Origin of the sequence: Corynebacterium sp. 21KM1197, assembly GCF_033783015.1 — a bacterium.
Lineage (GTDB): Bacteria > Actinomycetota > Actinomycetes > Mycobacteriales > Mycobacteriaceae > Corynebacterium.
This window is the reverse complement of record NZ_CP123907.1, coordinates 681,907-702,072: the sequence shown is the minus strand read 5'-3', so window position 1 is coordinate 702,072 and position 20,166 is coordinate 681,907. Positions and strand designations below refer to the sequence as shown.

Sequence of the window (20,166 nt, the reverse complement as noted above, 5' to 3'; positions counted from 1 at the left end):
GCTCTAGCCTAATTTATCTGCTCCCGCGCGCCCACTCCCGGCGCGCTCCTGCCGCTTGGTGCGGCGCGCTAGGCGACGCGCCCGCAGCTGCTCGCGCTGCACATACTCGCGGTGGATACGGCGCTCGCGGGCCAGGCTGCGGGCAAAGCGCTGCTGCTCGCGGTAGTCCAAATAGATCACGTCATTGCGCAGGTCCTTCACCAGAGCGAACATCAGGGCGATCACGATGACCAGGAAGGGCGCGGCCGCCACGATGGTGACGTTTTGCAGGTTCGTCAGCACGTCATCACCGCCGGAGACCAGCAGCGTCAGGCCGATCAGGGCGGTGAGCAGGCCCCAGGAGGCGGAGACGAAGGGATTGGCATCCGTGCGCCCGTACTGGGACATGGAGCCCATCACCGTGGAAGCGGAGTCCGCCGAGGTGATAAAGAAGGTGCCCAGCAGGATCACCGCCACGATCCCCATGATCTCCCCGCCGGGGAGGTTATGCAGGAGGTTAAACAACTGGTTCTCGGCGGAGCCATCGCCCCACACGGACTTGCCCTCGCGCTCCATCGTGATGGCGGTGCCGCCGAAGATGGCAAACCACACGGTGGACACGCCGGCCGGAATGAGCAGCACGCCCACGCAGAACTCGCGGATGGAGCGGCCCCGGGAAATGCGCGCTAGGAACATGCCCACGAAGGGCGACCAGGAGATCCACCAGGCCCAGTAGAAGATGGTCCAGCTAGAAAGCCACTCGCCATCGGAGTTGGTGGCGGTGCGCGAGGCCATGGAGAAGAACTCCGAGAGGTATCCGCCCACGGAACCCGGAATGAGGTTGAGCACGGCTACGGTGGGACCCAGCACAAAGACCACGATGGCCAGGATCGCCGCGAGGATCATGTTCGCGTTGGAGAGGTACTGAATACCCTTGCCCACGCCCGAGATCGCGGAGAGCAAAAACGCCAGGGTGAGCACGGAGACGATGCCGATGATGACCCAGGTACCGGGGGATTCCACGATGCCCGCCGCCGAGAGGCCCGCGCCGATCTGAATGGCGCCCACGCCCAGAGAGCAGGCGGTGCCGAACACGGTGGCAAAGATCGCCAGGGTATCAATGAGCTGACCCAGCCAGCCCTTGGCGCGCTTCTCCCCGATCAGCGGGGTAAAGGCGGACGAGATCAACTGCCTGCGCCCGATGCGGAACGTGGAATACGCGATGGCCAGCCCCACGATGGCGTAGATCGCCCAGGGGTGCAGCGTCCAGTGGAACATGGCCGAGGCCATCGCGGAATTGACGTCCTCCGCCGGGTGGCCGGGCACGCCCTGACGGAAGAAGGTCAGTGGCTCCGAGGCTCCGTAGAACATCAGGCCAATGCCCATGCCGGCGGCGAACATCATGGCGATCCAGGACACGGAGCTAAACTCCGGCTCCTCATCAATGCGCCCCAGCTTGATGGTGCCGAACTTGCTCAGCGCGATCACCGCCACGAAGGCCACGAACACCGTGCCAAAGAGCACGAAGGCCCAGCCGAAGTTGGTGACCACGAAGTCCAGGGCGGTCTGGGCGAAGGTGGCAAAGGAATCCGAGCCCACCAGGCCCCAGATCACGATGGCCAGGGCCACGGCCCCGGCGGCCCCCACCACGGGCCAGTTGATCCCCTTAGTTTCTTCCTCCGACTCCAGGGTAATATCCGCTTCAGCGTATTCATCGAGGCCCTCGCTAATCACGGAGTGGCCTTGGAGCATGGCCGCTAGTTGCTCCGTGGCGGAACTCGCGGGCTGCGCGGTATTCCCGGCACCCGCTCCGGCCTCCCTTTCTTCACTGTCATGCGGATTCGTCATGCCCTCCACCATTAAGCAGAATGAGCGATATATCAAACCTAAAGCCACAATAGGCGTGCCTGAACAAACATAACCGCCAGGATCGTTACCCTTTTGTGACCTCAGAAAACCCCAGCGCACGCCCGGAACCGCGCAGCTATAAATAACAAATAGATCACGTTTTACTGGGAGTTTCTGTGTCGCGGCTGAACTAGCCGCGCGCGGCCAGGGCGGCGTCGTAAAGCTCCCTGGTGCGCACCCCGTGCGCGGCGGCGAGTTCCTTGCACACCGCCTTGAGCCGCTCCCCCTGCTCCACCCGCTCCAATACCTCCGGCACCAGGGTCTCCACGCTCACCTCCGCCTCCTGGGCGGCGTCCAGCACCACGGTCACCTCACCGCGCACGCCCTCGGCCGCCCACTGCGCCACCTCTCCCAGCGGGCCCCGGCGCACCTCCTCGTAGGTCTTGGTCAGTTCCCGGCACACCGCCACCCGGCGCTCGGCCCCCAGTATCTCTGCGGCGAGCGCCAGCGTATCCGCCACGCGGTGCGGGGACTCGAAGAAGCACACCGCACGCTTTTCCCCGCGCAGGGATTCCAGCCAGGTTCTGCGCGCGCCGTCGCGGCGCGGGGCGAAGCCATCGAAGATGAAGCGGCCCACGTCCAGCCCGGAGAGCGCCAGCGCCGTGGGCACCGCCGAGGGGCCGGGCACGCAACTCACCGGCACGCCCGCGTCCAGGGCGGCAGACACCAGCCGCAGGCCTGGATCGGAGACCACCGGCATGCCGGCGTCCGTGACCACCGCCACGGTGCCGGTGCGCGCCGCCGCCAGCAGCATCTCCACGCGCTGCTCCTCGTTGTGATCGAAGTTGGACACCACGCGCCCGCCGATCTCCACGCCCAGGGCCTGCGCCAGGGCGCGGGTGCGGCGGGTATCTTCTGCCGCCACCACGTCCGCCTCCGCCAGCAGGCGGCTCAGCCGGGGCGTGGCGTCCCCGATGTTGCCCAGCGGCGTGGCGGCCAGCACCACCCCGGTGGGCAGCGGGGCGGAGAGCGCGGCGTCAAGGTGAGGGGACTGCATGGGGCTGTGGGGGGACGTCATGGGTACAGCATCGCACATTTACCCGCCCACCCCTTAGACTCTGACGGGTGAGCACGCTGACCTCCCCGCCCCGCTTCCAGCGCCCCGATCCCCCCGCGCCGGTGTCTCGCCCCTGGGGCCGCCCCGAGGCCTATTCCTTTGGCCTCATCGGCGCGCTGGCGCTCCTCACCCGCTTCCTGGGGCTTTCCTCCACCGCCGCCAAGGGCACGCCGGTATTCGATGAGAAGCACTACGTGCCCCAGGCCTGGGACATGGTGCGCACCAGCGTGAATCCGCTCATCGGGGGGATCGAAAATAATCCCGCCTACGGGCTGGTGGTGCACCCTCCGCTGGGCAAGCAGATCATCGCGCTGGGCGAGCGCCTCTTTGGTTACACCCCCCTGGGCTGGCGCTTCATGGCCGCGCTCTTTGGCTGCCTCATCGTGGTGGCAATCATGGGCTTTGTGCGCAGCCTGAGCAATTCCTGGCAGATCGCGGCCTTTGCGGGGGTGCTGGCCACCTTCGACGGCGTGCTGCTGGTGGTCTCCCGCTACGGCATGTTGGACGTATTCCAGGTGCTCTTTATCCTGCTCGCCGCCTGGGCGCTGGTGCTCGATCACCGCCAGATGCACGCGCGCCTGCACACCGCCTGGGCCACCGGCGCGCTCGGGGACTCCCCCTACGGCCCCCGCCTGGGATACCGCTGGTGGTGCTTCGCGGCGGGCGTGGCCCTGGGCCTGGCGCTGGGGGTGAAGTGGTCCGGCCTCTACTACATCGCGTTCTTCGGCCTGCTCAGCGTGTTCGGGGATCTTGCTTTACGACGCCGCTACGGAGCCACCCGCCCCGTGCTCGGCGCGCTGCTGCGCGATACCCTCCCGGCGCTCGCCTCCCTGGTGCTGCTGCCCGCCCTCCTCTATCTCTGGACGTGGCGAGCCTGGTTCGCCTCGGAGACCTCCGTGTACCGTCACGCCGCCGCCGACGGCACCATCGCCGCCTCCGATCACTCCTGGCTCTCCGCCCTCCCCGATACCGCCGCCAGTTGGCTCTACTATCACCTCTCCGTGCTGGACTTCCACGCCCAGCTCACCTCCTCCGGCGGGCACCACCACCCCTGGGATTCCAAGCCCTGGGCCTGGCTGGTATCCGGGCGGCCGATCCTGTACTTCTCCTCCACGGACATCGAGTGCGGGGCGGGCACCTGCCGCCGCATGGTGTACCTCTTTGGCACCCCGGCGATCTGGTGGCTGACCATTCCGGTGCTGCTCTGGGCGCTGTGGTGCCTGTTCATCCGGCGCGATCACCGCTTCCTCATGCCCCTGGTGGCCTTTGCCGCCGGGTTCCTGCCCTGGCTGGCCTCCTTTGACCGGCAGATGTACTTCTTCTACGCCGCTCCCCTGGTGCCGTTTAGCATCGCCATGATCGCGCTGGTGCTGGGCCAACTCTGCGGGCGCGGTGGCCAGGTGGATTGGGGCTCGCTGCGCGACCTCGCCGGGGGCGCGCTGCACCGGGGCACCCTGGCGGTGATCGCGTACCTAGCGGCGGTGATCGCCATGTTCCTGTACTTCTCGCCGCTGTTCTACGGGTACGTGATCCCGGATAGTTACTTCAACTCGATGATGTGGCTGCCCAGTTGGCGGTAGTTGGTGCGGCCGGGTGCGCCCCGCTCCCGGCGCGCCTTGGTCACCTGCTGCCCTGGGTCCTTCTGCTGGCCTGGGGGTTGCAGCCCTAGTGCAAAAGCCCCGCCCGCCAGCGGGACCACCCGCCGCTGCTCACCCATACCCACGCCGCCGTGGCCGTGGTGATCGCCAGGGCCACCACCCCTAGTATCTGCTCCCTGGTGGTATTGCCCAGCAGGAAGTCCCTCATGCCAAAGCCCAGGCTGAACATCGTCCACGCCCCCAAAAGCGGCAGCACCCCCAGCAGCAGGCGCGGCAGCCATGCCCCCAGCAGCAGCGCGGCGGCCAGGGCCAAGCGCACGGCGGCCGCCTGGGCCAGCAGATGGGCCAGGGTGGGATCGGCGGCGGGGCTGAGCACCGCGCCGTCCTCGATGGTTTCTAGCAACCCCCCGGTATCGGCCAGCAGGCGCACCGCCGATACCACGTGCAGCACCGCCACCAGTACTAATACCAGGCGGGCCACCGTGAGCGAGGCCAGGCGCACCCCGGAGTGCCGCCGCCATTCCGGCTCCACCTCCGCCAGGATCGCGCGGGTCAGTTCCTCCCCCGGTGCCTGATCGGTGGGCGGGGGCACGGGTTGGAGGCGGGCGGCCCGGCGATAGTAGGCCTGGCACTGCTCGCACTGATCGAGGTGGGCCTCCACCACGTCCCTGTCCAGGCGACCCGCCTCGCCGTCGAGCCGTGCGGAGAGTTCCGCCTGAATGGCCTCGTGCGCGATCATCGGGTGAGCACCCCGTCCACGCTGGCCCGCCCGGAGCCAAAGACCACGATCATCAGCAGGGAAACGAGCATGACCACCGGGTATTCCAGGGATTCTATGCTCGGGGTGAGGTGCACAAAGTAAATCGCCGCCACCATCAGCAGGGCCAGGGCCCCGGCCACCAGGGTGGTGAGCAGGCCGATCACCAGCAGCGCTCCCCCGGCCAGTTGCGCGATGCCCGCGATCCAGGCGGAAAGGGCCGGTTGGGGCACGCCCCAGGCGCTAAACTGCCCGGTGGTTTCCGTGATTCCCGCCACCATGAGGATCTGCCACCCGTGGGCCACAAAGATAAGCCCCAGCACCGCCCTAAAAATCAGCAGCGCGCCATCGCGCATCACCGGCCTGTCCATGGCCTATAGGCTACCCGCCTGGCGGGACAGTTGAGTATCAACGCTCCCCTCGCGGCCAGCCAGCCAACCCACCAGGCCCATCGCCACGCTACTGAGCAGGAGCACCCACAGGATCGGCTCCCACCGGCCCACGGCCTCGTGCGCCACGCCCACCAACAGCGGGCCCGCCGCCGCCAGGAGGTAGCCTGTGGATTGCACAAAGGCGGAAAGCCGCGCGGTGACCTCCGGGGCGGCGGTGCGCGCGGGCATGAGCGCCAGGGCCATGAGGAAGCAGAAGCCGCCCACGCCCAGCAGCGCCGACCACAGATACGGCGCGGCCAGCGGCGCATAGATCAGACCCAGGTAACCCGTGGCCGTGCAGGCCGCCAGGCCCACGATCACCCAGTGGGTGTGCGCGCTGCGCGCCACGATGCGGGGTACCACCATGCCGCCGATGATTCCCAGACCACCCACCAGCGCCAGCCCGAAGGAGGCCACCTGGGGGCTGGCCCCGGCGTCCGTCAGTATCGTGGGCAGCCAGCCCATCTGGATATAGGCGTTCATGGATTGCAGGCCAAAGAACATCATGATGAACACCGCCAGCGGGGAGCGCCACAGGGAGCCCTTGATGGGAGCCGGGGCCCGGTAGGGCTGCGGCTCTGCCTGCTCCGAGCGCAGCAGCCACAGCCACACCGGGAGTTGCAAGGCCGCCGTGCCCGCCCAGATCCACAGCACGCCGCGCCAGGAATCGGTGAGCATGGGCGAGAGGGGACCTAAGAACATGCCCACGCTCAGCACGGTGGTGTACATCGTCATCAGGCGCACCGCCTGGCGCCCGCCCGTGCTCTTGACCCAGGCGGGCAGCAGCACGTTCACCAGGGCAATCCCCATCACCACCAGGCCGGTCAGGGCGATGAATCCCCACATATCCCCCATCAGGGGGCGCAGCACCTGGCCGATCACCTCCAGAAACATCGCCAGCACCAGCGTGCCGGTGAGCCCCAGCCGCCGCGAGAGCGGCACCGCCGCCACCCCAAAGAGCGCAAAGCAAATCCCCGGCAGGGACGTGAGCAGGCCGGACAGGCTGCTGGGCGCGTGATACGCCGCGCTAATCTCATCCAGCACGGCCCCCACGGCCACAATCGCGGGGCGCAGGTTAAAGGCGGCCAGCCCCACCGCCACGGCCAAAATCAGGGCGCGGTGTTGTTCCAGGCGTGCGGTCAAGATACCTCCCTGTATTTTGTTGGGTACCCCCGCACTCTAGCACTCCCGGAACCCCACGTCGCACTCAGGAGTCTTATACAGACATGACCACCACCGACGGCACCGTGCTCTGCCCCGACGGCCTGCGCCGCCCGCCCTGGGCCACCGGCTCCGCGCTCCTGCGCGACTACTACGACACCGAATGGGGCATGCCCATCCGCGATGACCAAGCCATGTACGAACGCCTCAGCCTGGAGGCCTTTCAATCCGGGCTCTCCTGGGCCACGATCCTGGCCAAGCGCCCCGCTTTCCGACGCGCCTTCGAGCACTTCGACCCGGAGCGCGTGGCCCGTTACGGTTCCGCGGAGGTAGAGAGGCTGCTTAACGACGCCACCATCGTGCGCAACCGCCGCAAGATCGAGGCGACCATCAATAACGCCCAGGCCACCCTGAACCTGCGGGCCGTGGGCGGGCTGGCGGAACTGGTGTGGTCATTCCAGCCCGCCTCCACCCCGGCCCCGCGCACGATGGAAGAGGTGCCCACTCGCTCGCCAGAGTCCGAGGCGCTGGCGGCGACGTTGAAAAAGGCGGGGTTCCGATTTGTGGGGCCCACCACCATGTATGCCCTCATGGAGGCGGTGGGGGTGGTGGACACGCACCTGGTTGGATCGTGGCGGCGCGGGAGTTCGGGGGTGTGGGGGTCCTCTTAACTGCTCAGCGCGTTAACTGCTCAGCGCGGCGGGGTCCTCCCATACGGGATAGATTTTCCAGGGATCGCCGCCGCCGGGCTTATTCCATTCTGGGATCAAACTCAGGGTCTCCCAGCGTCCATCCGGGCGCTGCTGCCAGCAGATACTGGTGGTGCGGTATCCTTCGCAGATCACGGGGCCGTCATAGGGGGAAACGATCTTGGTGGTGGCTTCTCTCCGGGCGGCCGTCAGTGGGTTTTCCACGGGCGGGAGTTCATTGATCGGTTTAGCACCGGCGGGCAAGGCGGCTCCCAGCATGAGGCTTGCCGCCATCACGCCCATCGCACAATAGCGCTGTTGCTTCTTCATGCTTCTTTCATCGGTGATCGCCACACAAGGGTTACGTCAACCTCAAGTTGACGCCAGTGTCAACCCAAGGTTAACATCTCCTCATGGACAGCATACGGGAGGCCCAACGGGCCATCGAGGCCGCGCAACAACAACTCCACCAGGCCGTCCACGCCGCTCGCGCACGGGGATCCTCCTGGACAGAGATCGGCGCGGCACTCGGAGTATCCCGCCAAGCAGCCTTCAAACGCTTTGGCAAACCCATTGACCCCAGAACAGGAGAACCCATGCCCACCCGCCCCACCGCGACCATCACCACCAACACGGAACGCCTCTTCCACCTCATCAACGACGGTGAATGGGAAAGCGTGACCACCCTCCTCCACCCCGAGGTCCGCTCGGAACTCACCCCCCAGGTCATTCTGGAGGCCTGGGCCAAGTGCATTGGAGACTACGGCTCCTTTATCGAGTGCCGCAATACCCTCGTCACCACCGCCAGCCGCACCAACGGCACCGACCCCCTTTCCGGCAACATCGTGGGTTCCGCCGTGGGCGTGACCACCCTCCACTTTGAGGCCGGGGAGTTCCTAGGGCGCGTATCCTTTGATTCCAATGACCTCATCGACGGAATCTTCATCCTCCCCACCGATGCCACCGAGAGCGTTTTCTAGAGCCATGTCCCCTTACTTTCGCGCACTGCTCGTCTTTATGATCACCTATCCCATCACGAGCATTATTTTTCAAAGCTACGGCGTGACCGCACTCATGTTCCCCTTTAGCGCGGCAATCATGACGTACACCTACTCCTCCGCGCGACGAGAAAATAAGTACCGTGGAGACTCGGAGAAACCATCGCCCGAGGAAAAAAGAGCCATGAGCGATTCCACCAAGAAAGAAAAGAAGAAGAACCACCGCAGCGCCATCACCGGACGTTACGTCAAGGAGATCACCGCCGAGAGTCACCCCAAGACCACGGTAAGCAAAACTCACTCCGAGGATAAATAAGAAATCAGGCTGGGCCCGGTTCTCCGGGCCTGGCCTGGCTCATTTTTCTCGCAACGCCCCCTGAAAACTAAACAAGACACTGCCACAGAGCAGGGATACGACATATTGGCTTATCTTTGAGGGGTCCGCCTCAAGGAAAGCTATGGAATAAGAAAATAACAGCAGGGCCACGGAGAGAAAAAGATCGCCACGAGAACGGGAAGACCCACGTCTGCGGAACTAAAGGGAGCTCGCTGCTTGATCGCCCACGGTCACAAAGACGAGCACGGTAATGGCAGGGGTCATGGCAAACTCAATGAGGCGATCCCGCTCCACCGCGAAAACCATCGCGGTTAGCGAAATAATAATCAGGTAAATGAATAGTTAATTTACGTTTTCCGAAATGGAGCACCCTTTTCCGATCACGTCAATATCAAGATCGGATATCTCAATTAGCTTTCTCATGACAGCTTCCAAACCTGATCTATTATAATTAGTCGCTATAAAAATAACCTCACCCGTGGATAACACCCTCTCGTCAGGTTTGAAAGTTTCAGGCATATCATCTAACGAAACTCTCACAACTTTCCCCACGATGTCACGTACCGCCTCAAGCCCCTTCTCCTCAGCCACAATAACGACGAGTTCCCTCATCGCTCTAGCCGCAGAAATTCCAACCCCCTTCACAATATCAGGACAATCATCCCCAACAATGAAATAAGAGTTATTCCCCACTATATCAATCTTATTTCTCAAACGATCATATCGAGAATCTAATTGAATCCCTCTAGACGAATATGAACCAGCATCACTAGTGCTGCCGATATAATAGCTACCCAAAACAGCAAGAAGGTCATCATCAAGCCTACGCACCTGGGTCACCGTGGTCGGATACTCCATCAAAGTACGCACCTGATCATCTTCAACTAGAGATAACGATCGTGAAAGTTTCTCAATCGAAGAAAAACCAGCTTTTTTGACCAACTCGCATCCAAATTGAATTCCGGCTTCACTAGGTTTGGAATCATCAGGATACCTACTATCTAAAAGATCCTGCAAAGTATTTTCATCAATAACCGTTATTGAATCATGAGCTTCAGAATCATGCTCAATCTCTTCGGGATCATAATCAATATCGTCCGATCCAGAAGGCTCTACACCTTTTTGGAGTGACGGATTTGCCAACAACCGATCAATTGCCACAAAAACAGAGTCTAGCGAACGCCTGGCATCTGCTGCCGCAGAAAATAATGTATTGATTGTCTCTTGATCTTTTTCATCAACAGAATTATACAGATTTCCTTTATATCGCCGTGCATGCTCAAACTCTGCCCATGCATGAGCGGCCACCGTTCGAACTTGGATTTCTAATCCACCAAAATTATCAAAATACTTCTCAAGCAATCCCCCTGAAATCACCCAACCAGATGGATTATCCTTACTTTCACTAGTTACAATAAAATGCCAACAATCATACCCTTGATCTTCTTCCCCCTTTTCCTTACCAGGGTTTCGATCTTCTGAGCAATCGAATTTATTTCGGATAAGTTCACAAACACGATCTCTATCAGTTTTAGAATACGTTATTACCCGTGCTGCAACAATATCAGTTACTTCCTTTATTGGATTGTTATACTTACCCGCTTTTGCCTGGCACTTTTTCTGGAACGAGGATATCGATTTTGCCCGACCGGAAACATCGTGAGCATTAATAGAAGATTCAACAAGAAGCCGATTTAAATAGTCCCGAATCTCATTTGCCGCAAGGGGGAGCCAATCCCAGTTTGCATAATTGACATCATTCATACCCGAATACCCTTCACTGGAAATTCATGAAAATCTTCGACCTGAATTTAAATCCATACTAAGTCAGGATTTAAAAATCAAGAATGATAAACTTGTGTCTTTATGCAAATTCCCACTACTTAGCGGTACGAGAATAAACGTGGAGCTAAGGGGAATCGAACCCCTGACCTTTGCATTGCGAACGCAACGCTCTACCAACTGAGCTATAGCCCCAATGCCCTAGTACTCTACTCCCCCACCCACGGATTCCACGAACCCGCAGGTCACCTACACCGCAGCCCGCTGCTCATAGCCGCGATCGGGTGCGGTTCCCCGCTCTTCCGCAGTCAGGGAGCGCGTCTCCAGGTGGTAGAAGTCTGGGCTCTCATCGTCCATCTCCACCACCACGGCACCGGGACGCAGGAGTTGGCGGGGAATCTTCAGGGCCTCGTCGTCGCGGTGCTGCACGCCCATGCGGGCGCGGCGCAGTTGGCGTATGCGGCGGCGTCGCAAGGCCTCCTCCTGGCGCACCTGGGCGCGCAGGGCGAGGAGGTAGATAATCAGCAGGAGCGCAAAGGCACCCGGCGCGGCCCACACCCAGCCACCGAAGATCACGGCCAGGATCAGGGCCAGGGCCGTGATCCCGCCCAGGCCCATGAGGGTGCGCTGGCGGCGCTGGTAGCGGTCGGCGGAGTTGGCGGCGTCGGTTTCCGGGTCCCAGCCGCCGCGCCCGCGCCTGCTGGCGGCGAACTCCAGTTCCTCCTCGCTGAGTTCTTCCTGATCTTCCGCCTCGTCCTCCGCCTCGGAGGAAACAACCGCCACCGAGGTAGTAGCAGAATCCGAGGCAGAGGCCGCGACGGCCACCCCGGTACCCGTCCGGTAGAGCAGGTCCTCCGGGGTGGTGTGCGTCTCGTCCACCTCGTAGGTGTCCCCCTCCTCGGCGTCCTCCGCCTCCGAGGGCTCCTCTTCCTCGCTCTCCTCCGAGCGGTCGGTACCCGCCTCTAACTCGTGTACCACGTCCCCCTCCAGGTACACCTCGGGCACCTCGTCCACGGAGTCTTGGTCAAAGCGCTCGGGCTGCACCTCCTCGGAGGCCACCACCTCGTAGTCCTCGGTGGGCTTTTCCTCGGAGTAGTGAATGTCCTCTGCCTTAATCTTGGGTTTGCGGCGCGCTCCCCCGGTGATGGTGCTGCCGCCCTCGTAGACCACGCGGGTTTCTTCCAGGGCCTCTCCGGTCTTGCGGATCGGCTTATTATCTCGCTGCAAGAGTGGGATCAGCACAAAGAGCCAGAGCACGATGATGAGGAGGATCAGCAAGCCACCGGTCACGAGATTGCACCTTCCAGGGTAGGGGTAAACGCTTGTAGGATAGCCGTCCGCGCGGGCTTAACCTCCGAGGCGCGCCGGGGCAAACCCAGCAACTCCGCCAAAAGCAAACCCGCCTCAGAGAATGAACCCCATCCCGCGCAGCCGGTTCACGCAACTGGCCCCGTGTTCCCCCGCCACCTGGGCCACAAAGTGGTGGTCGCGCCACGCGCCGTCGATATGCAGGTTCTCGCGCAGGTAGCCCTCCTCACGGAAGCCGTTGCGGCGCAGCACCTTCCCGGAGGCCGGGTTGCTGGGCAGGTAGGTGGCCGTCACCCGGTGCAGCCCCAGGGTGGCAAAGGCGTAGTCGGTGCCCAGGGCACAGGCTGCGGTGGCCACTCCCTTACCCGTGCGGGCCGCGTCCACCCAGTAGCCCACCCAGCACTCGGAGGCCGCGCCGCGCTGGATGCCGCCGAGGGTGAGTTGCCCGCTGAACTCCCCGTCCACCTCGATCGCCAGCGGCGCGGTGCTCCCCTCCCGGGCGCTGCGGCGCAGTTGTGTGTAGTAGCGCCACCACTGCCACAGGGTGTGATGATCGGCCCAGTCGCCGCGCAGGGTGGGTTCCACGGGTTTGAGGTAGGGCTCGTTGAAGATGCGCTGCTGGCGCCACCGGGGGCCGTCGCCAAGCCGCAGGGGGCGGAGGCCCACGGCGGTGCCGTCGGCCAGCACAACGCTCATGAGCCCTGGGAGAGGAAGAGGACCTCCACGATGTCGCCGGGGCGGATCTCCGCGGCGGCGTCGGGAATCCGAATCATCGCATTGGCGGCGGAAAGCCCCGCCAGCAGGTGCGCGGGCGCGCCGGTGGCCCCGCCCAGGCCCTCCACAAGGTAATCGTGCGTCTCGGCGTCGCGCATGAGGCGGGCGCGCACGAAGCCGCGCCGCCCCGGAATGGAGGTCACGTGGTTGAGCGCGCGGGCGCGCACCACGCGGCGCTGGGCGTTGCGCTTACCCAGGCACAGGCGCACCAGGGGGCGCACGAACATCTCGAAGATCACCAGCGCGGAGACGGGATTGGAGGGCAGCAGGAATACCGGCACGCGATCATCGCCCAGCAGCCCGAAGCCCTGCACGGAGCCGGGGTGCATGGCCACGCGGGTGGTATCAATATCGCCCAGTTCCTCCAACACCGCGCGCACGCGCTGGGAGCCGGTGCCGCCCACGGCCCCGGAGATCACCAGAATCTCGCTGCGCATCATCTGCCCCTCGATGATCTCGCGCAGGCGGCGGCTCTCCCCCTCCGCGATGCCCACGCGGTGCACGTCCGCACCCGCCTCCTTGGCGGCGGCGGAAAGGGAATAGGAATTGACATCGTAGACCTGCCCCAGGCCTGGATCGCGGTGAATATCCACCAACTCCGCACCCACGGAAATGAGCGAGATGCGCGGGCGCGGGTACACCAGCACCTTGGAGCGGCCCACCGCCGCGAGCAGGCCGATCTGGGCCGGGCCGAGCACCGCCCCGGAGGAAACCGCCACGTCGCCCTTGTTGATGTCATCGCCCGCGCGGCGCACGAAGTCCCCGGAGCGCACGGGGCGCTGGGCGGAGACTCGCTTGCGGCCGCGGTCGCTCCAGTCGAGGGGCAAGACGGCGTCGGCAAGCGTGGGCAGGGGCGCGCCAGTGTGCACGCGCACGGCCTGCTTGGGTTGCAGACGCAGGGGCTGCTGGGAGCCTGCGGCCACCTCGCCCACCACTGGGAGGGACTTTTCCAGGGGCACCAGTGGCCCGGCGGAGGAACTTAGGCCCCGCTCCCCGCCCACGTCCACGGCGCGCACGGCGTAGCCATCGATGGCCGCCTGGGAAAAGCCCGGAAGCGGGTTGGTGGCCTGCACCTCCTCGGCGCACATGAGGCCGAGCGCGTCTGCAATGGAAATGCGCACCGGCTCCGGCGTCACCGCAGCGTCCGCCACCAGGGCTAACTGCTCGTCCACGGACCGCACTCGCCGCCTCCTTTTCTCACTGACTCGCCTATCTTAACCGGACTGCCCGCGCCTGCCGTAAGCCCGCGTCTACTTAAGGCCCCGGATCACCGGGCCGCCGGACACCCGCCGAAAGCCTTAGCCCTCGTGGCGGGCCAGGATCTCCGCGATGGCCTTTTTCAGCCCCGGCCCGTACACCGGGTGGCTGAGCCCAAAGTCCACGCAGGCGGGAATGTAGCCGCCGGGGTTGCCCAGGTCGTGCCGCGTGCCCTCGTGGATCACCACGTGCACGGGGTGCCCCTCGGTGATCAGCAGTTCGATGGCGTCGGTGAGTTGCAGTTCCCCGCCCTTGCCGGGGGTAATGCGGCGCAAGGCGTCAAAGATCGCGCGATCCAGCAGGTAGCGGCCGGTGGCCACGAAGTTCGAGGGGGCCTGCGCGGGGTCCGGCTTTTCCACCATGCCCACCACGCGCTTGACGTCGCCGCGCTCGGTGTCCTGCACGTCAAAGACGCCGTAGTTGTACACCTCCTCGTGCGGCACCACAAAGGCGCACAGCACGGAGCCGCCGTATTCGGCGCGCACGGCCGCCATCTTTTCCATCACGCCCATCGGGAGCACCAGGTCATCGGGCAGCATGACGGCCACCACGTCCTCGTCCTCGTCCAGCACCGCCTCGGCCAGGCCCACGGCGTGCCCCAGGCCCAGCGGGCGCTCCTGGGTGACGGGCACCGCGTCAATAATCCCGCTGGCGTGCTGCACCTTGCGCAACTGCTCGTCCTTGCCCCGCGCGTGCAGGGTTTCCTCCAGCTCCGGGGAGGGTGCAAAGTGCGCCAGCACGCCCTCCTTCTGCGGGGCGGTGATCACGGCCAGCCGCGAGGCCCCCAGGGCCGCGGCCTCGTCCGCGATGAGTTCGATGCCCGGCGTATCCACCACCGGGAGCAATTCCTTGGGCACCGTCTTGGTGGCGGGGAGGAAACGAGTGCCCAGCCCGGCGGCGGGAACAACAACCGTCTTGACCGCGTGCGGGTGTTCCGAAGTGGGTGCATTCATAACCTCACACCCTACCCATGTGTGGCCCCCAACCATGCAGCGCCACGGTAGCCTGGGGAAAGTGAGCAAAGAAGAACTCCGCCGCACCCTGCTCCGCAATCGGCGCCACCGGCCGCACAAGCAGCGTGACGACGCCGCCCTCGCCGCCCACTGCCTGCTCCTGCTGGAATCCTGCGGCCCCGGCCCCGTGGCGGCCTATCACCCGCTGCCCAGCGAACCCGGCCACGGCACCCTGCTTCCGCTGCTGCGCGCCACCGGCCGCCGTATCCTCCTCCCCGTCACGCTTGGCGATGGCTCCCTCGCCTGGGCTTTCGACGACCCCGCCGCCAGCGCTCCCGGTGCCCTGGGTATCTCGGAACCCACCGGAAAGCGCCACGACACCTCCGCGCTCCGGGACTGCGCGCTGATCCTGGTTCCCACCCTCGGCATCACCCCACGGGGCCACCGCCTGGGCAAGGGCGGCGGCTATTATGACCGCACCCTGGCCGCCCTGGGCACGCCGCGCCCTCCCGTGGCCGCCCTGGCCTACCCGGAGGAGATCCGCGCCGATATTCCGGTGGAGCCTCACGATGAGGCCGTGGACTACCTCGTGGAACCGGGCGGGTGGTATTCCCAGTCCAAGGAGGCATGTTCTCCCGCCTCCTCGTAATCCTGCGCACCCCCGGTTGGCGGCGCACCGCCCTGCTGCGCCGCAGCGCGGCGGCCTGCCTCTTCCTCCTCGCCCTGGTTCTGGCCCTCAAGCCCCAGGGCACGCCCGCCCTTTTCTTCCGCGCGGAGGTCGGCACCGGCCAAGAGATCGCCGCCGAACACGTGGAAATTCGCCGCGTACCTGCGGCGGTGCTCCCCGCCACCGCGCTGCGCGATGCGGAGGAGGCCCTGGGCAAGGTACTCATCGCTCCGGCGGTACCCGGGGAGCCCGTCACCCCCTCCCGGCTGCTCACTCCTACCTCTTTAGCGGGCAAAGTAGCGGTTCCGGTGCCGCTTTCCGCACCCGAGATCATGCACCACGGCGATGTGGTTTCCGTGGTCGCGCGGGGAGAAAATGACCTCCCGGACGTCATTGCGGAGCAGGCTACGGTACTCTTGCCACCTGGCCCGGATAATCCCACGGTACTGCTTTCTCTGCCGGAGAAAGACGCCGCTCGGGTGGCGTCCGCGGCACTATCCACCCCGCTCACGGTATTCTTTACCCGGGTGGGCTATAGCACTGTCGATTAATTATTTTCTCAAGGAGGCGCTACCCATGCTGAAGGGTTTTAAAGACTTTATTTTGCGCGGTAATGTCATCGAATTAGCCGTGGCCGTGGTCATCGGCTCCGCTTTTACGGCGATTGTCACCGCGTTTACGGATAACATCATCAACCCTCTGATCGCCGCCCTGGGCACCAGCCCGGACGTCGATGGCCTGGCCATCGAGCTGCGCGCGGGCGATGCCGCTACCCGCATCGACTTCGGCGCCGTGATCACCTCGGGCCTGAACTTCCTCATCATCGCCGCCGTGGTGTACTTCATCCTGGTGGCCCCGATGAACAAGCTCAACGAGATGCAGGCCAAGCGCCACGGGGTCGAGGAGGACGAGGAGGAGAAGGTCTCCATCGAGGCGGGCCTGCTCTCCGAGATCCGCGACCTGCTCAAGGAGCAGGAAAGCACCACCGGGGGCGGCGCTCACCGCGCCGAGTGATGCGGGGGCCGCTGCTGGCGGTATTCTTCCTCGCTGCGCGGTTCAAAGAACGCGCGGTGCGGGGTATCCGCCCGGCGGTCAATATTCTGCGCCGTACTAGGGCGCACCTTTCTACGCCTGGGCCTCATGGCCTAGGGCAACTCATCAATCACGTGGTGCACCAGGGGGGCCAGGGTGGCCATGCCATCGCGGATCGCGGGGCGCGAACTGGCGAGGTTCACGATCACCGTGGAGCCGGATACCCCGGAGATACCCCGCGAGGTGGCCGCGTCCACCGCGCCGCACCCCAAGCCGGAGGAACGCAGCGCCTGGGCAATGCCGGGCACCAATTGATCCAGCACCGCGCGGGTGGCCTCCGGGGTCTTATCCCTGGGCCCCACCCCCGTGCCGCCCACGGTGAGCACCAGGTCCACCCCACCCACCACGGCGGTCTCGATGGCCTGGCGGATGCGGGACTTCTTGGACTTCACCGTCACGATCCCGCCCACGCTAAACTCCGCCTCCTCCAGCAGCTCGGCCACCAGGGAGCCGGTATCGGTATCCTCTTCGTCGCTGACCAGCACCACCAGGGCCTTGTGGCGAGCGCGCGGTTGTTCCTCCTGCTCTGCGGCCAGCAGGGAACTGAGATCCGGTTCCAGATCGGGCAGGGGCGTAGACATAGAGGCCAGGCGATGTTCCATATCGAATAACTTAGCTTTCCGTGAGCGTTACCTCTACCGCATGGGGCTCGGACTCCCCCTGCGAGAGCACCTCCAGGGTCACCGTCTCCCCAAAGTCGTGGGAGCGGGTGGCGGCGATGAGGGAATCTGCGGAATCAATTAGACGATCGTTGAGTTTGGTCACCACGTCCCCCTCCTTCAATCCGGCCCGTGCACCGGGGCCATCGGGCACCACCGAGTTAATCACCGCGCCCTTGACTGGGGTCTGGGGAACCACGCCGAGGTCATCGCGCATGACGCTCACGCCCAGCATGGGCTGGCTGGCCTTGCCCTCGCGCACCAGTTGATCGGCCACGCGCTTGGCAAAGGAGGAGGGAATGGCAAAGCCCAGACCAATGGAACCGGCCTGCTCCGTGCTGGTGCTCAGCGAGGCGATCACGGAGTTCATGCCGATGAGGTTGCCGCTCATGTCCACCAGCGGCCCGCCCGAGTTACCGGGGTTGATGGCGGCGTCGGTTTGGATCGCGTCGATCAGGGAGGACTCCCCTCCCGCCGCCGAGGCTCGCACCGGGCGATCCAGGGCGGAGACGATGCCCGTGGTCACCGTGGAGGAAAGCCCCAGCGGGGAGCCAATGGCGATCACGGATTGACCCACCTGCACCTGGTCGGAGTCCCCAAAGGGAATGGCGGGGAGATCCTTCACGTCCCTAATCTTGATCACGGCGATGTCCGTGGCGGCGTCCGCGCCCACCAGGTCGGCGGGGTGGGTAGTGCCGTCATTAAGCGTCACCTGCAACTGGGAATTGCGATCCCCGGCCACGTGCGCGTTGGTGAGCACCAGGCCATCGGAGGAGATAATCGCGCCGGAGCCCTCCTCCCCGCCCATCATGCTGGCCACCTGGATAGATACCACCGAGGGCAGCACGGATTGCGCCACCTGCTCCACCGACCCCGCGGGGGCCTCACGCTTGGCGGTCTGCTGCATATTCGGCTGGTTGAGCGAGTTCACCACCTGGGCGTCCTCCTGCTGCCTGCTCACCACCACGCCGGTGACCGCGCCCGCCGCGATCGCGGAGACCGTCATCAAGGCCACGGTGGGCAGCACGCCAAAGGACGCCCTTTTCTTTTCCCGTGGTTCCTTTTCCTGCGGGGGCTGCTCTATCACCAGGGTGTCATCCTCCCGGCGGGGCTGCTCCCACCCCCAGTTCTGATCGTTATGGTTGGCGTTCCCGTTCCCAGTGTTGTTGTTCATGGCACTCGATTATGCACCCCCACGCTGATTCTTGGCTGCAAGATCGGTCCTGGCTCCATGAGAGATTCTGCACGTTTCCTGTACGGTCGCTGCATAAAAAAATAATGCCCCCTGCGGCGATACGCAGGGGGCACGAGGGATGGAGCTTAGAACTGCTCCACGTCCACCAGGCCGAGCTGAGCGGCCTTGACCAGGCGGCGCGGGATACGCACGGTCTGGCCGTCGATGGTCACTTCCTGGAGGGCAACGTTGTTGGCCTTCCACTGCGAGCGGCGCGCGTGCGTGTTGGCGCGGGACTTGCGGAACTTAGGTACTGCCATTTTCCTCTTCCCTCCTTACCTTAAGCCTGGGTCTTCTTCTTGCGGCGGGCCATGCCACCGAAGCGACGCTGGAACTTCTCCACGCGGCCGGCGGTATCCATGACGCGCTGAGCGCCGGTCCAGAACGGGTGGGACTCGCTGGTCACGTCCACCACGATGAGCGGGTACTCGTTGCCATCCTCCCACTCCACGGTGCGGTTGCTGGTGGCGGTGGAACGGGTCAGGAACTTCTGGCCAGTGCCAGCGTCCTGGAACACCACCGGGTGGTAATCCGGGTGGATATCCTTCTTCATATCTCTCGATTCCTAAGGTTGTACACTGGGTCGGTTCCCGCGGATTCGGCAGGATCGTGCCCAGGTTGGCTCGTATAAATCCTCTAGCACCCTACCTCATGGGCGGGTTTTTCTAAAATAGGACCGCGCGCCCGCGATCTTCCGTGCCACCGCCACAGGATCACCGCCGCCACCATCGCCTGCGCCACCCCGGGGAGCACCACGCCCGCCAGATCAAATCCCGTCACCGGTACCACGGGCGGCACCAGGTTATTCACCACGTGCATGCCGCCGTGCGTGGCCACCCCGGCCCATAGAGAGCCGGTGACAATCCGCAGCGCGCCCGCCAGCAATCCCATACCCAGAGGCAGGATCAGATAGATCAGGCGATCGCCCCAGCTTTCCTGCCCGCCGGAGGAGATCAGGTGAATCACGGTAAAGGCCACCGTGGTCCAGGTCAGGGTGAGCCACGGGCACTGCCGCGTGACCTCCATCAGCCAGCCCCGGTAGATCAGTTCCTCGGGAAAACCCTGGAGCACGTAGGCCACCGTCAGCACATACAATACGGAAAGCGCCAGTTCCGCCCCCGTGGGGTACTGGGCGTAATACTCCGTGGTGAGCTGCCCATTGGCGTAGGCCACCGCGCCGCGCAGCACATAAATACCCACCATGAGCGGCACGATGATGGCGGTACCCAGCCGAAAGGCCCCTCCCCCGGCGAGAGCAGATCCAAGAAGCGGCCGCAGCCTGCCGCGCTCCACCCACCGCACCCACCCGGCTACCATGCCCACCACCAGCAGCGCCACCAGGAAGAACTGCCCGATCAACGCCACCGCCTGCCGCGCTCCGCTCGTCGCAAAGCCCCAGGCCTCAAGGCCCGTGGACACGAGGCCACCCAGGGCGTTTGCCCCCAGGATCATCACCGCCGCCACCACTGCACGCAGAAGCAGGCCCCACCAGATCACGGGAATGCGGGAAGAATAAAAGGTCATG

At 64.4% G+C, this 20,166-nt stretch carries 23 protein-coding genes and 1 tRNA gene; 7 read left to right on the top strand and 17 right to left on the bottom strand.

The window, feature by feature from the left end:
• Positions 1-3 precede the first annotated feature (3 nt).
• Both OLW90_RS03455 and rsmI read right to left on the bottom strand, forming a co-directional pair.
• Positions 4-1,827, bottom strand: coding sequence for a BCCT family transporter (locus tag OLW90_RS03455; RefSeq protein WP_319651368.1), 1,824 nt, complete (start codon positions 1,825-1,827; stop codon positions 4-6).
• A 190-nt stretch (positions 1,828-2,017) separates the two neighbouring features.
• Positions 2,018-2,905: a 16S rRNA (cytidine(1402)-2'-O)-methyltransferase gene (gene rsmI, locus OLW90_RS03450; RefSeq protein WP_413464485.1), complete on the bottom strand. Its 888-nt coding sequence runs from the start codon at positions 2,903-2,905 to the stop codon at positions 2,018-2,020.
• 56 nt (positions 2,906-2,961) lie between these two features.
• Between rsmI and OLW90_RS03445 the strand changes: the two genes are divergently transcribed.
• On the top strand, positions 2,962-4,524 hold the full coding sequence (locus OLW90_RS03445) for a dolichyl-phosphate-mannose--protein mannosyltransferase (RefSeq protein WP_413464498.1): 1,563 nt from the start codon (positions 2,962-2,964) through the stop codon (positions 4,522-4,524).
• An 85-nt stretch (positions 4,525-4,609) separates the two neighbouring features.
• Here the strand turns inward: OLW90_RS03445 and OLW90_RS03440 are convergent, their stop codons facing one another.
• The 3 genes from OLW90_RS03440 to OLW90_RS03430 are packed head-to-tail and all read right to left on the bottom strand — an operon-like array spanning position 4,610 to position 6,873.
• Complete coding sequence (locus OLW90_RS03440; protein ID WP_319651366.1) at positions 4,610-5,281, bottom strand: zf-HC2 domain-containing protein; 672 nt, start codon at positions 5,279-5,281, stop codon at positions 4,610-4,612.
• Positions 5,278-5,670 (bottom strand): DoxX family protein, encoded by a 393-nt coding sequence (locus OLW90_RS03435; RefSeq protein ID WP_319651365.1) that lies wholly within the window; start codon positions 5,668-5,670, stop codon positions 5,278-5,280. The genes OLW90_RS03440 and OLW90_RS03435 overlap by 4 nt, the downstream gene beginning before the upstream one ends.
• Before the next feature lie 3 nt (positions 5,671-5,673).
• A complete protein-coding gene (locus OLW90_RS03430; protein ID WP_319651364.1) occupies positions 5,674-6,873 on the bottom strand; it encodes an MFS transporter in 1,200 nt (399 codons plus the stop codon).
• An 83-nt stretch (positions 6,874-6,956) separates the two neighbouring features.
• Between OLW90_RS03430 and OLW90_RS03425 the strand changes: the two genes are divergently transcribed.
• Positions 6,957-7,562, top strand: coding sequence for a DNA-3-methyladenine glycosylase I (locus tag OLW90_RS03425; protein WP_319651363.1), 606 nt, complete (start codon positions 6,957-6,959; stop codon positions 7,560-7,562).
• Positions 7,563-7,574: 12 nt separating this feature from the next.
• Here OLW90_RS03425 and OLW90_RS03420 read toward each other — a convergent pair whose 3' ends face one another.
• Positions 7,575-7,910 carry a hypothetical protein gene (locus tag OLW90_RS03420; protein ID WP_319651362.1) on the bottom strand — a complete coding sequence of 112 codons (336 nt, stop codon included), beginning with the start codon at positions 7,908-7,910 and terminating at the stop codon, positions 7,575-7,577.
• Positions 7,911-7,993: 83 nt separating this feature from the next.
• Here OLW90_RS03420 and OLW90_RS03415 point away from each other — a divergent pair, with 83 nt between their 5' ends.
• Positions 7,994-8,560, top strand: coding sequence for a hypothetical protein (locus OLW90_RS03415; protein ID WP_319651361.1), 567 nt, complete (start codon positions 7,994-7,996; stop codon positions 8,558-8,560).
• 4 nt (positions 8,561-8,564) lie between these two features.
• The gene (locus OLW90_RS03410; protein WP_319651360.1) at positions 8,565-8,894 is read left to right on the top strand and encodes a hypothetical protein; all 330 of its coding nucleotides are present in this window, start codon (positions 8,565-8,567) and stop codon (positions 8,892-8,894) included.
• A gap of 363 nt (positions 8,895-9,257) precedes the next feature.
• On the opposite strand, the gene OLW90_RS03405 is transcribed toward OLW90_RS03410, so the two are convergent.
• The 6 genes from OLW90_RS03405 to OLW90_RS03380 form a co-directional block, all read right to left on the bottom strand.
• Positions 9,258-10,679, bottom strand: coding sequence for a RelA/SpoT domain-containing protein (locus tag OLW90_RS03405; protein ID WP_319651359.1), 1,422 nt, complete (start codon positions 10,677-10,679; stop codon positions 9,258-9,260).
• Between the two features lie 140 nt (positions 10,680-10,819).
• Positions 10,820-10,892, bottom strand: a tRNA-Ala gene (locus tag OLW90_RS03400).
• A 54-nt stretch (positions 10,893-10,946) separates the two neighbouring features.
• Complete coding sequence (glpR, locus tag OLW90_RS03395) at positions 10,947-11,987, bottom strand: gephyrin-like molybdotransferase receptor GlpR (protein ID WP_319651358.1); 1,041 nt, start codon at positions 11,985-11,987, stop codon at positions 10,947-10,949.
• 114 nt (positions 11,988-12,101) lie between these two features.
• Positions 12,102-12,701, bottom strand: a complete 600-nt coding sequence (locus tag OLW90_RS03390) for a GNAT family protein (protein ID WP_319651357.1) — start codon at positions 12,699-12,701, stop codon at positions 12,102-12,104.
• Positions 12,698-13,960 (bottom strand): gephyrin-like molybdotransferase Glp, encoded by a 1,263-nt coding sequence (gene glp / locus OLW90_RS03385; protein WP_319651356.1) that lies wholly within the window; start codon positions 13,958-13,960, stop codon positions 12,698-12,700. Before glp ends, OLW90_RS03390 begins: the two co-directional genes overlap by 4 nt.
• Positions 13,961-14,077: 117 nt before the next feature.
• Positions 14,078-14,989 carry a UTP--glucose-1-phosphate uridylyltransferase gene (locus OLW90_RS03380; RefSeq protein ID WP_319651355.1) on the bottom strand — a complete coding sequence of 304 codons (912 nt, stop codon included), beginning with the start codon at positions 14,987-14,989 and terminating at the stop codon, positions 14,078-14,080.
• 61 nt (positions 14,990-15,050) lie between these two features.
• Between OLW90_RS03380 and OLW90_RS03375 the strand changes: the two genes are divergently transcribed.
• Genes OLW90_RS03375 through mscL form a run of 3 tightly spaced genes read left to right on the top strand, consistent with a single transcriptional unit; the run spans position 15,051 to position 16,670 of the window.
• Entirely contained in the window at positions 15,051-15,638 is a 588-nt protein-coding gene (locus OLW90_RS03375) for a 5-formyltetrahydrofolate cyclo-ligase (RefSeq protein WP_319651354.1), read from the top strand.
• On the top strand, positions 15,617-16,207 hold the full coding sequence (locus OLW90_RS03370) for an SAF domain-containing protein (protein ID WP_319651353.1): 591 nt from the start codon (positions 15,617-15,619) through the stop codon (positions 16,205-16,207). The genes OLW90_RS03375 and OLW90_RS03370 overlap by 22 nt, the downstream gene beginning before the upstream one ends.
• A 25-nt stretch (positions 16,208-16,232) precedes the next feature.
• Positions 16,233-16,670 (top strand): large-conductance mechanosensitive channel protein MscL, encoded by a 438-nt coding sequence (gene mscL, locus OLW90_RS03365; RefSeq protein ID WP_319651352.1) that lies wholly within the window; start codon positions 16,233-16,235, stop codon positions 16,668-16,670.
• Positions 16,671-16,801: 131 nt separating this feature from the next.
• Here mscL and OLW90_RS03360 read toward each other — a convergent pair whose 3' ends face one another.
• The 5 genes from OLW90_RS03360 to OLW90_RS03340 all read right to left on the bottom strand — a co-directional run bounded on the left by OLW90_RS03360 (position 16,802) and on the right by OLW90_RS03340 (position 20,165).
• Positions 16,802-17,329 (bottom strand): MogA/MoaB family molybdenum cofactor biosynthesis protein, encoded by a 528-nt coding sequence (locus tag OLW90_RS03360; RefSeq protein ID WP_319651351.1) that lies wholly within the window; start codon positions 17,327-17,329, stop codon positions 16,802-16,804.
• A 31-nt stretch (positions 17,330-17,360) separates the two neighbouring features.
• Positions 17,361-18,581 (bottom strand): S1C family serine protease, encoded by a 1,221-nt coding sequence (locus OLW90_RS03355; RefSeq protein WP_319651350.1) that lies wholly within the window; start codon positions 18,579-18,581, stop codon positions 17,361-17,363.
• Positions 18,582-18,727: 146 nt separating this feature from the next.
• Positions 18,728-18,901: a 50S ribosomal protein L32 gene (gene rpmF / locus OLW90_RS03350; protein WP_055122723.1), complete on the bottom strand. Its 174-nt coding sequence runs from the start codon at positions 18,899-18,901 to the stop codon at positions 18,728-18,730.
• Between the two features lie 20 nt (positions 18,902-18,921).
• On the bottom strand, positions 18,922-19,194 hold the full coding sequence (locus OLW90_RS03345) for a type B 50S ribosomal protein L31 (RefSeq protein ID WP_152822718.1): 273 nt from the start codon (positions 19,192-19,194) through the stop codon (positions 18,922-18,924).
• Between the two features lie 83 nt (positions 19,195-19,277).
• Entirely contained in the window at positions 19,278-20,165 is an 888-nt protein-coding gene (locus OLW90_RS03340) for a CPBP family intramembrane glutamic endopeptidase (RefSeq protein WP_319651349.1), read from the bottom strand.
• Position 20,166: the final 1 nt, after the last annotated feature.